This is a genomic window from Oligella sp. HMSC05A10 (genome assembly GCF_001808335.1).
In the GTDB taxonomy this organism is placed as follows: domain Bacteria; phylum Pseudomonadota; class Gammaproteobacteria; order Burkholderiales; family Burkholderiaceae_B; genus Oligella; species Oligella urethralis.
In genome coordinates this window covers 1-14,023 of record NZ_KV792867.1, presented here as the reverse complement: position 1 = coordinate 14,023, position 14,023 = coordinate 1, and the positions used below count along the sequence as shown (strand labels likewise).

The following is a 14,023-nucleotide window of genomic DNA, read 5'->3' as shown; positions in this document are numbered from 1 at the left end:
GCAGCAGCAGACACCCCACTGAAACTCAAGGACGACTACGCCGTCCGCGCTATCCTTCCCCGCCCTGAACGGCAGGGCTTGTCGCGCAGCCGGTCACTAAGTAGAGTGATTGGCGACTGTGTTGTAGGCGTTAAAGGCGCTTGTCGTGGTTGAGGTGGCCTAAATAGCCCTAGCTAAGCTACCGTTTTTTAATGGTTTTTTGGCTAATGGGAAGAAAAAAATAGCACTTTAAGTTTTTACTTAAATGGCTTATAATGTGCTCTTTTAGTTTTGTCAAATCAAGTCGCATTATTTTTACAATTTTTAGATTTCAGTGGATATGGGAATAAAAGTGCTTTTTGTGAGTATGGGTGGTCTTTGTCGGGCGCCGGGTGCAGTCGGCGTTTTACGCCATATGCTACAGGAAGCGGGCTTGTCTGACACGATTACAGTGGATGCGGTCGCCACGCATAACTATCATTTGGGTGATGCGCCCGACGGTCGGGTGCAGTTTGTCTGCCGTCGACGCGGTTATGATGTGAGCGATATGCAAGTGCGTCAGATCACCTTAGAGGATTTTCGTGATTATGACATTATTCTTGCCATGGATTGGGAAAATCTCTCCTATATGCAGCAGATTTGTCCGCGTCCCTTGCATCATAAACTGATGTTGTTAATGCGCTTTGCAAATGACTATGAAGAAGCAACGGTGCCCGATCCCTTTTATGGTGGGCTAGATAGCTTCTACAAAATGCTGGACTATCTTGAGGACGCCTGTCAGGGGGTGTTTGAGGTGGTCAGTCGTCGCACGAAGTCCACCCAAGTGGCTTAGGACTGGGGTCGTGCTGGTGTAGGCGCGCTTGGTCCTCAGCTTATCAGCGCCCGGCTATCATCAGCAATTATCCTCATGCGTTGCGCTTTTAGCCACAGTATCTGCAAAAATTCTATTTAACTCCTTAATACCATAGCAATTTACTATACTATTTGTTATACTTGAGTAAATCACTCAGGTATTGGGGCTGGCTATGGTTTTTTATAGCTAGTTTATTTAGTTGTTAAAATTTTTTTGACCGTATACTTGAGTAAATTAGTGGGATTTTTTAGGAGCCATTTATGCGCTTAACAACCAAGGGCCGTTTTGCCGTGACAGCTATGATTGACTTAGGTCTGCGCTATCATAGCGGGCCGGTGACATTGGCGGCCATTAGTGAGCGACAAAATATCTCTTTATCCTACCTTGAGCAGTTATTCGGTAGGCTACGTCGCCATGAGTTAGTGGAAAGTGTACGTGGGCCGGGTGGTGGTTATTTATTAGCCCGTTATGCCAGAGATATTAGCGTTGCAGATATTATTTTTGCGGTTGATGAACCCGTCGATACCACGGCCTGTGGTAGCAAAAAGGCATGTGATACCGGCAGGGACGGTGCAACCTCAGGTCATTGTATGACGCATGAGCTATGGACCGACTTAAATCGTCATGTGGTGGATTTTTTGGACAATGTGTCTTTGCAGGATTTAGTCGATAAGCAGCGTATGCGCCAGTTAAACCATCAAAACAAATCGTCCGCTCACTCTGAGGTAGTGATGCGTGATAAGACCAGCGATAAGACAAGTGGCATCCTGTCGGGTGCTGTTTGATACAGGAGTTAGTAATGTCAGTAAGTTTACCAATCTATTTTGACTACTCAGCAACAACACCGGTTGATCCGCGTGTGGTTGATGCGATGGTGCCTTGGTTATATGAAAAGTTCGGTAACCCGGCCTCACGCAGTCACGCATTCGGCTGGGAGGCCGAGGAGGCGGTTGAGCAGGCGCGTCAGCATGTGGCTGATTTGATCGGCGCCGATTCGCGCGAGGTGATTTGGACCTCGGGTGCGACCGAGTCAAATAACCTGGCAATCAAGGGGATCGCGCAGTTTTATCAATCACGCGGCAAGCATATTATCACTGTCAAAACCGAGCACAAGGCGGTGCTTGATACGATGCGCGAATTAGAGCGTGAAGGTTTTGAAGTGACCTATCTTGACGTACAGTCTAATGGTCTCTTAGATTTAGAAGTCTTAAAGGCGGCGCTGCGTCCGGATACAATTTTGGTTTCCGTAATGTGGGTGAATAATGAGATCGGTGTAATTCAGGATATTGAAGCCATCGGCGAGCTTTGCCGTGCAAATAAAACCGTTTTCCACGTGGATGCGGCGCAAGCGGCAGGCAAGGTGGATATTGACCTCAACAAGGTGAAGGTGGATTTACTTTCTTTATCGGCTCATAAGGCCTACGGCCCTAAGGGTATTGGTGCTTTGTACGTGCGTCGTAAACCTCGTATTCGTTTAGAAGCGCAAATGCACGGTGGTGGTCATGAGCGTGGTTTCCGCTCAGGTACCTTGGCGACCCACCAGATCGTGGGTATGGGCGAAGCCTTCCGTATTCTTAAGGAGGATATGGCCAAGGATAATGAGCGTATCCGTGCGCTTAGAGATCGTTTGCTACAGGGTCTGTCCGAGATCGAAGAGGTCTATATTAACGGTGATATGGAGCATCGTATCGGTGCCAATCTTAACATCAGTTTTAACTATGTTGAGGGTGAGTCCTTGATGATGGCGATTAATGACTTAGCGGTATCGAGCGGTTCTGCCTGTACCTCTGCTAGTTTAGAGCCTTCCTATGTGTTGCGTGCACTTGGTCGTGATGATGAGTTGGCGCACAGCTCCATTCGTTTTACCTTGGGTCGTTTTAATACCGAAGAAGAAGTGGATTACGCAATTGAATTAATTAAAAAACAAGTGGCTAAATTACGTGAAATGTCGCCACTCTGGGATATGCATTTAGAGGGTATTGATGTCAGCGCCATTGAGTGGACTGCACATTAATTTCACCATCAATCGTCATTTATTTTAAGGAGTTAGGTCATGGCATACAGTGATAAAGTTTTAGACCATTATGAAAATCCTCGTAACGTCGGCAGTTTTGAAAAGGACGAGGCCGGTGTGGGTACGGGCATGGTTGGCGCCCCGGCGTGTGGTGATGTAATGCGACTACAGATTAAGGTGAGCGATACGGGTGTGATTGAGGACGCGCGTTTTAAAACCTACGGCTGTGGTTCCGCTATTGCTTCCAGTTCGTTAATTACTGAGTGGGTTAAGGGTAAAACCCTGGATGAGGCCTTAGAAATTAAAAATGCTGCGATTGCAGAGGAATTAGCCTTACCACCGGTTAAAATTCACTGTTCTATCTTAGCCGAAGATGCGATTAAAGCAGCGGTTAAGGATTACAAAGAAAAGAATAACGCTTAATCCATTCGGCTGTTTGGTGTTAGCGCTCCGATGGGTGTTGTAAAACGACATCGGAGCAGGTCTTTTTATAAGGCAGCTTATTTAAATTTAAACTAGTGAGTTAATTATGGCAATCACATTGACAGAAAAAGCAGCTAAGCATATTAAAACGTACCTTGATAAGCGCGGTGCGGGTGTTGGCCTGCGTCTTGGTGTGCGTACCACAGGTTGTTCCGGTATGGCTTATAAACTGGAGTATGTGGATGTGCCTGAACAAGATGATCAGGTCTATGAGAGCTACGATGTCAAGATTTTTGTGGACCCCAAAAGCTTAGTTTATATTGACGGTACCGAGCTTGACTACGTTCGCGAAGGGCTTAATGAAGGCTTTAAATTCACTAATCCTAACGAAAAGGCGAGCTGCGGTTGTGGCGAGTCCTTTACGGTTTAAATCCCTCAGGATGTCGCGTGAATCAAGATTATTTTGAATTATTTGAATTGCCTGCGCAATTCGCTCTCGATCAGGCTGAGTTAGAGCGGCTTTGGCGTGCCAAATCGGCCCAAGTCCATCCCGATCGCTTTGCTACCGCTAGCGATGCGGAAAAGCGCGTCGCAATGCAATGGGCGAGCTTAATTAATGAGGCTTATCAGGTATTAAAAAGCCCGTTACAGCGAGCGATTTATTTATGCGAGCAGCATGGCGTGGATATTGCCGCCGAAAGTAATACGGCCATGGCACCCGAGTTTTTATTTAAGCAGATGGAGTGGCGCGAGGAATTAGCGGCTTCAGCGGATGATGGCGCGGCCTTAACACAACTCATGGGGCAGGTCGAGACCGAGGAGCAAGCACTAAATCAGGCGGTTGCCGATTTAATTGATCAGCAAAAAGACTGGCCAGCTGTGGCTGAAAAGCTACGTCAATGGTTATTTATCGACAAGTTTCGACGTGAGATTAAAGCACAACTGCCCTAGTTTTAGCGCAGCAACAATCTCTGCAAGCATTAGAAAAAGAATTTATCTATGGCACTTTTACAAATATCTGAACCCGGCGCATCACCCATGCCGCATCAACGTCGTTTGGCGGTGGGGATTGATTTAGGCACGACGAATTCCTTGGTGGCCTCGGTTCGCAGTAGCGTAGCGGAAATTTTGACAGATGAAAAGGGTAGGAAAAGTATGCCCTCAGCCGTGCGCTATCTTAAAAATGGCGGTGTGCAAATTGGTCATGCCGTCGTGCAATCCAAAAGTCGCGACACGCAAAACACCTTTTTTTCCATTAAGCGTTTGATGGGGCGTGGCTATGAAGAAGCCAAAGCGATGAAGTTGCCCTACGAGCTGGTGGCAAGCGACGGTACGATACGCTTTAAAACCTTACACGGTGATGTTAGTCCGGTGGAGGTATCGGCACAAATTTTGGCTAAGTTGCGTCAATTAGCCGAGGATTCTTTAGGCGATGAATTGGTGGGGGCGGTGATTACTGTACCCGCCTATTTTGATGATGCGCAGCGTCAAGCGACGCGTGATGCGGCGCGCTTAGCCGGACTGGATGTCTTACGCTTATTAAATGAGCCCACTGCGGCAGCGGTAGCCTATGGCTTGGATCGCGCCGCCGAAGGGGTGTATGCCGTTTATGACTTGGGTGGTGGCACCTTTGATATTTCGATTTTGAATTTAAGCAAAGGGGTGTTTGAGGTCTTAGCCACGGGCGGTAATACGCAATTAGGTGGTGATGATTTTGATGACTTAATTGTCAATGATATTTTAAAGCATCACGAGACAGCCGATTTAAGCCATGCGGATTGGCGCTTATTAAAAAGCCATGCCCGTAAAATGCGCGAGCGTCTAAGTAAGCAAAGCAAGGCCTATTTTAAAGTGAGTTTGTCGAATGGCTTGCATCTGGATTTAAATTATCCACGTTCGCATTTTGAAAATATCGCACGCAAGCTGGTCGAGGATACGCTAGATACGGTTAAGCAGGCCTTACGCGATGCCGATATGAAAGCCTCTGATGTGCGTGGTGTGGTGATGGTGGGTGGTGCAACCCGCATGCCGATTGTGCGCGAGATGGTGGGCGAGCTGTTTGGGACAGAGCCTTTAGTGGATATTGATCCCGATCAGGTGGTGGCTATTGGGGCTGCCTTGCAGGCGAATAAGCTGGTGGGTAATCCCTCACCCGGTGAGGACTGGTTACTCTTAGATGTGACGCCATTATCCTTAGGGCTAGAAACCATGGGTGGTCTGGTCGAAAAGGTGATTCCACGTAATAGCACCATTCCAGTGGCACGCGCCCAGGAGTTCACTACTTATAAAGACGGCCAAACGGCCATGAGTTTCCATGTGGTGCAGGGTGAGCGCGAGTTGGTTGATGAATGTCGTTCCTTAGCACGTTTTGAATTGCGTGGGATACCGCCCATGGTGGCGGGAGCAGCCCGTATTCGGGTGACCTTCCAAGTGGATGCCGATGGCTTATTAAATGTCTCTGCCCGTGAAAAAACCTCCGGCGTGGAGGCGCATGTGACGGTTAAGCCATCCTACGGTCTGACTGACGAGGAAGTGACCCGGATGTTGAGTGAAGGCATGCAGCTTGCAGCGGAAGATGCGAAGCAGCGTTCACTACGCGAACAACAGGTCAATGGCGGTCGTTTGATTGAGTCGATTGTCGCCGCCTTGGCTTCCGATAGTGATTTATTGAATGACGCAGAGGAAGCGAAGATTCGTAGTGAAGTGGAGCAGCTACAGCAATTAATTGCGGGTGAGGATACGGAGGCCATTCGTGCCCAGATCCATCGTTTAAGCCAGGCCACGGATGATTTTGCAGCGAAACGTATGGATCGTAGTATCCGTCGTGCGCTTTCTGGCAAAAGGGTTGAAGAGTTATAATTCAGGAGTTAGCAAAAGATGCCTAAAATTACGGTATTACCTCATGCAGAAATCTGCCCTGAGGGTAAAGTCATCGAAAATGTTCCGACGGATGTGAGTGTCTGTCAGATTCTTTTGGATAATGGTATTCCCATGGAGCATGCCTGTGAGATGGTCTGTGCTTGTACCACTTGCCACATTATTGTCAAAGAGGGTTTCGACTCCTTAGATGAGGCAAGTGAGGATGAGGAGGATATGTTGGATAAGGCATGGGGATTAACCTTCGAGTCGCGACTATCGTGTCAGTCCTATGTGCGGGATGAGGATTTAGTGATTGAAATTCCTAAATACACGATCAATCACGCCAAGGAAAATCATTAATTTATTTATAACGACGAGCGTTTTAGGGGGCGCATGATGGCCGCAACAACTAAGCTAATAAAGTTTCTCGCCACAAGTCTAATCGCCGTGTTACTGGCAGCTCCTGCGTGGGCGCAGTCCTATATTGAAAAGCAGTTACATCGTCCGGTGCCGGGTGGTATTGCGGTACTACCTCTGGCAGAGCGTGGCGTTGTGCCAACAGCGACCTATCAAGGACATGCCGTGCTAGTGGTCCCGAATGGCGACGCTGGGGGCTATTTAGCGATTGTGGGTATTGGTCAAAAAACTAAGCTTGGACAGCATACCTTAACGGTCAATTACGGTGGCACCCAGGAGCTAGTTAATTTTGAGGTCGGTGCAAAAAAATACCGTGAGCAGCATATTAAGCTCAGCAGTAATCGTCATGTGAACCCTTCGCAAGCAGACTTGGATCGTTATAAGCGTGAGGCGGCAGAACAAACGGCAGCCTATAAAGCTTTTAGAGATGCCATACCGAGTAATGTGGTTCTTGACCGTCCGGTAGAGGGCGGGCGCTATTCGAGTCCTTTCGGTTTGCGCCGTTTCTTTAATGGCGAAGAGCGTAATCCGCACGCGGGCTTGGATATTGCCGTGCCACAAGGAACACCAGTTAAGGCCTCAGCTGATGGGGTAGTGACGATTACAGGTGATTATTTCTTTAATGGTAAAACGGTATTTGTTGATCATGGTCAGGGCCTTATCTCCATGTACTGCCATTTGTCCGAAATTGATGTGGTTAAGGGGCAACGGGTGCGCCGCGGTGAGGTGATTGCCAAGGTGGGTAGCACCGGTCGCTCCACCGGTCCACATTTACATTGGACCGTTAGTTTAAATAATCAACGTGTGGATCCCGCCATATTTATCGGTGCCTTTGAGCCTTAAGTTTAGGCATTCGTTTGATGTAAACGCCTCTAGATTAATCAGTTATTAATTAGAGGCGTTATTATTTTAGGATTAAAATTATTAGTAGACCTTATGACGATGCAAATCGCTACCATTCCTCCTTTATCTGAACTCTTAATTGAGCCGCTTGTGCGTGCCACCTTGGTCGAAGACTTAGGTCGTGCTGGTGATATTACCAGTGATGCGATTATTCCTGCCGAGGTACAAGCTGAGCTTTATTTGGTAGCGCGTGCCGAGGGTGTGTTGGCGGGTTTGGACCTAGCCCGTCTGGCCTTTAAATTGGTCAATGCGGAGATTGTGTTTGAGCCCTTGCTGCAGGATGGGGCGCGTTTGCAAAAGGGCAGTCGTATTGCTCGTGTTGCTGGACCTGCGCGGGCGATGTTGACGGCGGAGCGTACGGCGTTAAACTTTCTTTGTCATTTAAGCGGTATTGCTAGTGTGACGGCACGCATAACCGATAGCATTGCCGAATGGGGTTGTAAGGTGACGTGTACGCGTAAGACCACACCGTTAATGCGTACGGTAGAAAAGTATGCGGTGCGTGTGGGTGGCGGTCAGAATCACCGCTTTGGTTTGGACGATGCGATTCTGATTAAGGATAATCATATCGCCATTGCGGGTAGTTTGAGCAAAGCGGTGGAGCGTGCGCGTGCCGCCATTGGGGCCATGGTCAAAATCGAGGTCGAGGTGGACACCTTGGAGCAGTTGGATGAGGCCTTAGCACTTGGGGTTGAAGTGATTCTTTTGGATAATATGTCCTTAGAAAATTTGGCCGAAGCGGTACGTCGCATTGATGGTCGTGCGATTAGTGAAGCCAGCGGTGGGGTGACGCCTGAAACCGCAGTTGCGATCGCAAAGCAGGGAGTTAATTTAATCGCTATCGGTTGGTTAACTCATAGCGCACCGATTTTAGATATTGGCCTCGATGCGCTAGAGGATTAAGGGTGTCTGAGGTTGTTAGTGCTTGTCCTGTTTAGGGGTTGAGGCATGATGAGGCGGCACCGACCGCAGGCTAGCTCGCTAAACTAGCGGGCTAGTAGGGCGCCGTTTAGCCAAGCCCGCTTACTACTCGTCACGCTCTTCAGCGGCTATTTCCTGGCTTAGCTCTTGCTCTAGGCCTTGTAGTTGCTCCCAAAACTCCCCACTCATATCAAAATGGGCTTGAATGGGGAAGAGGGCGATATTGTCCGCTTCTACCTCACCGCCCAAGGCAAAGGGGGTGAAGTAGTTAAAGATCATGCCCTTTGGCATGACATCCGCGCCCAGTACCTCATCTCTATAGCGTAACCAGGTGAGGACACTGAAGTAGTCACGTACAAACTCCTCATCTTCAGTGAGTAATTGCTCAAAATCCTCAAAACTATCCGCCACCTGCTCTAAATAGCCGTCAATGGTATCTAGAAAGTAGACGGCGCCGCTTTCTGGGTCGCTCATAAAGGCATCACCAAAAATCGTTACAAACAGTGGCTCCAGCTGTGCTGGGACTAACCATGACCACGCTTTTAGTAGCGCTTGCGAATCAAACTGCTCGGCACCGATACTAATATCGTTGAGGGTAAAATGGATGGTATCGTCGGTAGACATAAGCGTATTCCTTAAAAAAATAAATTAAGGCTTAAAGCGTTGTTCAAAGCTATGATCATCCATGGACACATAGCGAATCGCATCAATCAAACTGAGGACGACGGAAAGTGGTAAAAAGAGCTGCGAGATAATTAAGTATAGCAGGCCACTAAGGATTTGATTTAAATAAAAGCGATGTACCCCTAGCCAGCCTAAAAAGATGGCAAGCACTATGGCTAATTTGCGCGGTGTGCCTTTTTCTTTTAGCTTGGCATTATTATTTTTAAAGAGCCAGAAGCTGATGATCAAGGTGATAATCAGAGCGAGCGCGATTTTAATGGGATCCTGCATCACATAGCCTTTGAGACTATGATAGATAGAGCTAAGATTGATAATCGCTATCCCAGTCAGCTCATAAACCCAGCTGGCAAAGGCGCTGAAAACATTTTCACCAAAGGTGAGTGCAATCAGCACGGCCGCAAAAATCACAACACTTAAGAGGGCATTTTTTAACATCACGATGATTCCTTATGCTTGATCGAGTCTAAACGCTGCCGGGGCAATGGTACTAGCTTGTGCACTCACTAATTCAGCCAAGAGCTTGCCAGAGCCGGTGGCAAGGGTGAGACCCAATGCACCATGACCGACATTTAACCAGAGATTGGCATAGGGCGTTTTATCAATAATGGGCTTACCCTTAGGTGTGGCGGGGCGTAAGCCAGCCCATTGCTCAGCATGCTCCAAATCACCCGCCCCCGGGAAAAGCTTCTTAGCCTCATTAATTAGGGTGCGAAGACGGCGGCCATCAAGTGAGCGATCTAAGCCCACTCTATCCGCCATGCCAGCAATGCGTAGGCGCTCACCGATGCGGGCATAAACTACCTTGCGTTCATAATCTGTAATGCTGACATAGGGCGCTTGCTTTTTGTCTGTGATCTGGAGCGTTAGGCTATAGCCTTTAAGTGGTGCGACCGGGATATTGATGCGTAGCGGTCTTAATAACTCATTGGCAAATGAGCCTAAGGCCACCACGATCGCATCGGCATTGAGCCGTGAGCCATTGTCTAGGAGTACCTCCACCGTTTGCGCCGCGGTAGGATGAGCCTGTGTCGGTACAAGGGCTTGAACCCGCTGATTTAATAAAAACGTCACGCCTTTTTGCTGCAGATTTTTTCGTAAGGCTAGGCAGAGTTTATAGCTATCGACTACCTCCTCACTGGGCGTCCAAATACCGCCCACAATGTCTGCGCGGTGTGGTGCTAATGCCGGCTCTTTCTCAATGCACTCTTCGGTCGATAGGGCATATTGCTCACAACCCAGGGCGCGCTGGATTTCCAATTGCTTAACCGCTGTTTGGAAATGCGCATGCTCACGATGAACCACTAACTTGCCGGGTCGATCAAAATCCACGTCCTGTATTTCCTCGAACAGCGCATGATATAAGTCACGACTAAAAAAAGATAGACTGAGCAGCTCTTGGGTTGTTTGGCGACTTTGTGCGGCGTTGCAAGCCCTAGCAAAATGAATACCCCAACAGATATCTGCCGGGTTAAGTGAGGGCTTTAAGCGCATGGGCGCATCAGGATCCAGTAGCCATTTAGGCACTTGACTCAGAACGCCGGGAGCGGCCAAGGGTGCCACATAACTATAGGAGAGTTGGGCGCCGTTAGCATAGGAGGTCTGCCTGCCGACTTCCGGCTCTTGCTCAATCACACTGACCTGATAGCCGGCTTGCTGTAAGTAATAAGCACTACATAAACCGATAATACCGGCCCCGAGTACGAGGGCATGTTTTGACTGTGTTTGTGCTTGATTCATCATCTATCCTAAATTAATGCTTACTTTGTTGCGGTGATTGGCGGCGGTCTTGCTCTAAAGATTCTAACCAAGCCAGTTCCTTATCACTAAAACCGGCTAATTGACGTGCGGATTTATTAAAGGGGCCTTTGGGATTGGCCACGCCATACTGCTTAAGCAAATTGGCATAGACCTCAATAGGATCTAAATCCAGTGCCTCACATTCGGCTAAATACCAACGATTGCCTATCGCGACATGCCCCACCTCCTCATTTAAAATAATATCGAGGATGGCGACGCTATTGCTATCACCTACCTGGGCTAGACGCTGCTGAATACCGGGCGTGACATCTAAGCCGCGGGCCTCAAGTGTACGCGGCACCAGGGCTAAACGGGCTAATAAATCACCTTTGGTTTTTTCAGCCATATCCCAAAGACCATTGTGCGCAGTATACGCACCATAATCGTAACCCATGGCCGCTAAACGTTGGCGTAATAAACGAAAGTGCTTGGCCTCCTCTTTAGCCACAGCTAGCCAATCTAGATAAAATTGCTCAGATTGCTGAGGAAAGCGCCAAACAATGTCTAAATGGAGGTTAATGGCATTAAATTCAATATGGGCAATCGCATGCAGTAGGGTGGCGCGACCCTCCTCCGTGTGTACTGAGCGCATGCCAACCGCCTTGGGATCGACTAATTCGGGCTTGCTAGGGCGCCCGGGGATAGTGGCACGCTCGGCAATCTCATGATAGTCGGCGTTCAGATCAATGACATAATCCCCATCTAAATTAATTGCTTCAACAGCAGTTACTTTAGCGCAGGGGTCGGATAAAATTAAGGCTTCTAATGCCTGCTTACGTAAGCAGTTAGCGTGAGTCATTACAATTTAAAACCTGATAATAGAAAACAAAAAGACATTGTCTAATTCTAACGTTTAGGGACGTAATGTGTCTTAAATGCGTTAGAATTTTTAATTGCACTGATTAAATTAAAATCAAAGCAGAGCAGGAAATTAGCTCACAGAAGGACGTTATGGATTGGTATAAAGAGTTGGTTGCGAGTATGCAGTGGGTCGGCATTGCCTTTGTTTGCTCGCTGGTGTTGTTGTTTTTAGTAGGTTTTATCTTAGTGCGCACGACCCGTTGGGCAGCACAGTTTTGGCATATAGCCAAAACTTATTTTAATCCACTAAAAAATCCCATCGCTGCTTTAAATTTTGCGCTGATCCTCTTTTTAAGCTTATTTGGTGTGCGTCTCAGCGTGCTGTTTTCTAACTGGTATAACAGCATGTATACCGCTTTGCAGGAAAAGGACGAGTCCACCTTCTGGATTCAGGTGATGGTCTTTGCGGTGCTTGCGATTATTCATATTTTCCGCTCGCTCACGGCCTTTTATATGCAGCAGGCTTTTACCATTCGTTGGCGTGAGGATCTTAACGAGCGGGTACTGAATCAGTGGCTGCGCAATAAAAACTACTACCGCCTGTTTTTTTTAAAGCAGCAAGTAGATAACCCTGATCAACGGATTCAGCAGGATGTGGCAAGCTTTGTCAGCGTCTCCTTAAGCCTAACCCTAGGGCTGATTACCAATATGGTGTCGGTGGTGGCGTTTACGGTGATTTTATGGAATCTATCCGGTCCTTTGGCACTGTTTGGCGTAGAGATTCCGCGCGGGATTGTGTTTATACTCTTTATTTATGTTTTGATTGCCACGGTATTTGCCTTTAAAATCGGTCGCCCTTTGATCCGTTTAAACTTTTTGGATGAGCGGCTTAATGCAAACTATCGTTACTCCCTAATCCGGCTGCGTGAGTATGCGGAAAGTGTAGCTTTTTATGGCGGTGAGCGGGTAGAGGGTTTTAAGTTAAACCAGCGCTTTAAGGCAGTGATTGAAAATGTGTGGGGGATTGTGCACCGTTCTTTAAAGTTTCAGGGCTTTAACTTTATCGTCTCGCAAGTGGCGGTGATTTTCCCCTTTATATTACAGGCGCCGCGTTTTTTCTCTGGGCAATTGACCCTTGGTGGCATGATTCAAACGGCGCAGGCCTTTAGCAGTTTGCAAGATAGCTTGTCGTTTTTCCGTACCGCCTATGATGAGTTTGCCGGGTTCAAAGCGGTATTAGATCGTTTGACAGAGTTTATGGGCGCCATCGATAAGGCAGAGGAGTTACCGCATCCCGAGGTGCGACAACAGGCCGATGAGGTGGATTTACAGCAGGTCACCATCAGTACCCCCAATGGCCGTGTGTTGGTGAGGGATTTAGATCTGCAGGTGCAGGCCGGCGATGCCTTATTAATCCGCGGTCCTTCTGGTTCGGGTAAGACCACGATTTTACGAACGGTGGCGGGTTTATGGCCCTATGCCGAGGGTCGTATTACATGCCCCAAGGATGAGGCCTTGTTCCTATCTCAAAAGCCTTACCTGCCTGAGGGGCATTTAATTGATGTGCTTTATTATCCATTCCACGCACCGGACAATGCCCGTGAAGAGGCGATTAAGGTGTTGGAGTTAGTGAGTCTTGGCCATTTAGTGCATCGTATCGATGAAGAAAATCATTGGATGCATATCTTATCCTTGGGTGAGCAGCAGCGTGTTGCCTTTGGTCGTATGTTATTGACCAAACCGAGCGTGGCCTTTTTAGATGAAGCGACCTCAGCGATGGATGAGGGATTAGAGTACGCTATGTATCAACTGATCCGCCAGCGCTTGCCGCATATGCGTCTCATCAGTGTAGGCCATCGCAGTACCTTATTAAGCCATCATACCCATGTGTTAAATCTTTCGGCGGACGGTAGTTGGTCTATGCAAAGCTCAGAAGAAGCGCTTAAGGAATTATCTCAGGAGGTATGGAGTCGGGTGCTACCCGCTACCGATGAGGCGTAGTTGCAATTGTGTTCAGACTTTTTGTGATGCATTTTTAATCAAAACGTCATGATCGCGTTGCTAAAATTAGCTCAAGTGAATGCTGGCGGATCTACGCATCATAGGCGAGCGTAATGCCTGTGAGCTAGGCAGATACATCTGCTGTGGTCTGAGGATGGTTGAATAGGGTTTAGCGGCAAACTTAGTAGCTATGTCGTGCTGCTTGTGCTAATTAAGGTAGCAGAACGTTATTCCAATTGCAGCCTAGTATTTCAAAGGGCTTAGTGCAAATGGCAATGATCGCAAGTTGGATAGTTTGGATGTTTGAGGAGTTGTGGTCATTGTGGTTGCTCCTCCTACTTTGAGACCTTTGCAATAACCCCTCAAACTTC

At 47.9% G+C, this 14,023-nt stretch carries 15 protein-coding genes; 11 read left to right on the top strand and 4 right to left on the bottom strand.

Annotated features, from left to right (window positions below):
* Positions 1–319 precede the first annotated feature (319 nt).
* The 10 genes from HMPREF3144_RS02920 (at position 320) to nadC (ending at position 8,351) form a co-directional block, all read left to right on the top strand.
* Positions 320–811 (top strand): low molecular weight protein-tyrosine-phosphatase, encoded by a 492-nt coding sequence (locus tag HMPREF3144_RS02920; protein ID WP_026156956.1) that lies wholly within the window; start codon positions 320–322, stop codon positions 809–811.
* 281 nt (positions 812–1,092) lie between these two features.
* Entirely contained in the window at positions 1,093–1,617 is a 525-nt protein-coding gene (locus HMPREF3144_RS02915) for a Fe-S cluster assembly transcription factor (protein WP_070476314.1), read from the top strand.
* 14 nt (positions 1,618–1,631) lie between these two features.
* Positions 1,632–2,846 (top strand): IscS subfamily cysteine desulfurase, encoded by a 1,215-nt coding sequence (locus HMPREF3144_RS02910; RefSeq protein ID WP_018027337.1) that lies wholly within the window; start codon positions 1,632–1,634, stop codon positions 2,844–2,846.
* 39 nt (positions 2,847–2,885) lie between these two features.
* Entirely contained in the window at positions 2,886–3,269 is a 384-nt protein-coding gene (gene iscU / locus HMPREF3144_RS02905; protein ID WP_070476313.1) for a Fe-S cluster assembly scaffold IscU, read from the top strand.
* Positions 3,270–3,375: 106 nt separating this feature from the next.
* Positions 3,376–3,699 carry an iron-sulfur cluster assembly protein IscA gene (gene iscA / locus HMPREF3144_RS02900; RefSeq protein WP_036560639.1) on the top strand — a complete coding sequence of 108 codons (324 nt, stop codon included), beginning with the start codon at positions 3,376–3,378 and terminating at the stop codon, positions 3,697–3,699.
* Between the two features lie 17 nt (positions 3,700–3,716).
* Positions 3,717–4,220, top strand: a complete 504-nt coding sequence (hscB, locus tag HMPREF3144_RS02895; protein ID WP_070476311.1) for a Fe-S protein assembly co-chaperone HscB — start codon at positions 3,717–3,719, stop codon at positions 4,218–4,220.
* A gap of 48 nt (positions 4,221–4,268) precedes the next feature.
* Complete coding sequence (gene hscA / locus HMPREF3144_RS02890; protein ID WP_070476306.1) at positions 4,269–6,128, top strand: Fe-S protein assembly chaperone HscA; 1,860 nt, start codon at positions 4,269–4,271, stop codon at positions 6,126–6,128.
* 18 nt (positions 6,129–6,146) lie between these two features.
* Positions 6,147–6,488, top strand: coding sequence for an ISC system 2Fe-2S type ferredoxin (gene fdx / locus HMPREF3144_RS02885; protein ID WP_036560628.1), 342 nt, complete (start codon positions 6,147–6,149; stop codon positions 6,486–6,488).
* Between the two features lie 33 nt (positions 6,489–6,521).
* The gene (locus HMPREF3144_RS02880; protein WP_083290368.1) at positions 6,522–7,388 is read left to right on the top strand and encodes a peptidoglycan DD-metalloendopeptidase family protein; all 867 of its coding nucleotides are present in this window, start codon (positions 6,522–6,524) and stop codon (positions 7,386–7,388) included.
* 93 nt (positions 7,389–7,481) lie between these two features.
* The gene (gene nadC / locus HMPREF3144_RS02875) at positions 7,482–8,351 is read left to right on the top strand and encodes a carboxylating nicotinate-nucleotide diphosphorylase (RefSeq protein WP_070476302.1); all 870 of its coding nucleotides are present in this window, start codon (positions 7,482–7,484) and stop codon (positions 8,349–8,351) included.
* Positions 8,352–8,474: 123 nt separating this feature from the next.
* Here the strand turns inward: nadC and HMPREF3144_RS02870 are convergent, their stop codons facing one another.
* From HMPREF3144_RS02870 to HMPREF3144_RS02855, 4 genes are read right to left on the bottom strand one after another with little or no spacing between them, the layout of a single operon-like run.
* Positions 8,475–8,993 carry an SMI1/KNR4 family protein gene (locus tag HMPREF3144_RS02870; protein ID WP_036560622.1) on the bottom strand — a complete coding sequence of 173 codons (519 nt, stop codon included), beginning with the start codon at positions 8,991–8,993 and terminating at the stop codon, positions 8,475–8,477.
* Positions 8,994–9,017: 24 nt separating this feature from the next.
* A complete protein-coding gene (locus tag HMPREF3144_RS02865) occupies positions 9,018–9,488 on the bottom strand; it encodes a TM2 domain-containing protein (protein ID WP_048768103.1) in 471 nt (156 codons plus the stop codon).
* Positions 9,489–9,500: 12 nt separating this feature from the next.
* Positions 9,501–10,790, bottom strand: a complete 1,290-nt coding sequence (locus tag HMPREF3144_RS02860) for a D-amino acid dehydrogenase (protein WP_070476300.1) — start codon at positions 10,788–10,790, stop codon at positions 9,501–9,503.
* Between the two features lie 13 nt (positions 10,791–10,803).
* Positions 10,804–11,649 carry a ferritin-like domain-containing protein gene (locus HMPREF3144_RS02855; RefSeq protein WP_070476298.1) on the bottom strand — a complete coding sequence of 282 codons (846 nt, stop codon included), beginning with the start codon at positions 11,647–11,649 and terminating at the stop codon, positions 10,804–10,806.
* Positions 11,650–11,801: 152 nt separating this feature from the next.
* On the opposite strand from HMPREF3144_RS02855, the gene HMPREF3144_RS02850 reads away from it, so the two are divergent.
* Positions 11,802–13,652, top strand: a complete 1,851-nt coding sequence (locus tag HMPREF3144_RS02850; protein WP_070476296.1) for an ABC transporter ATP-binding protein/permease — start codon at positions 11,802–11,804, stop codon at positions 13,650–13,652.
* Positions 13,653–14,023: the final 371 nt, after the last annotated feature.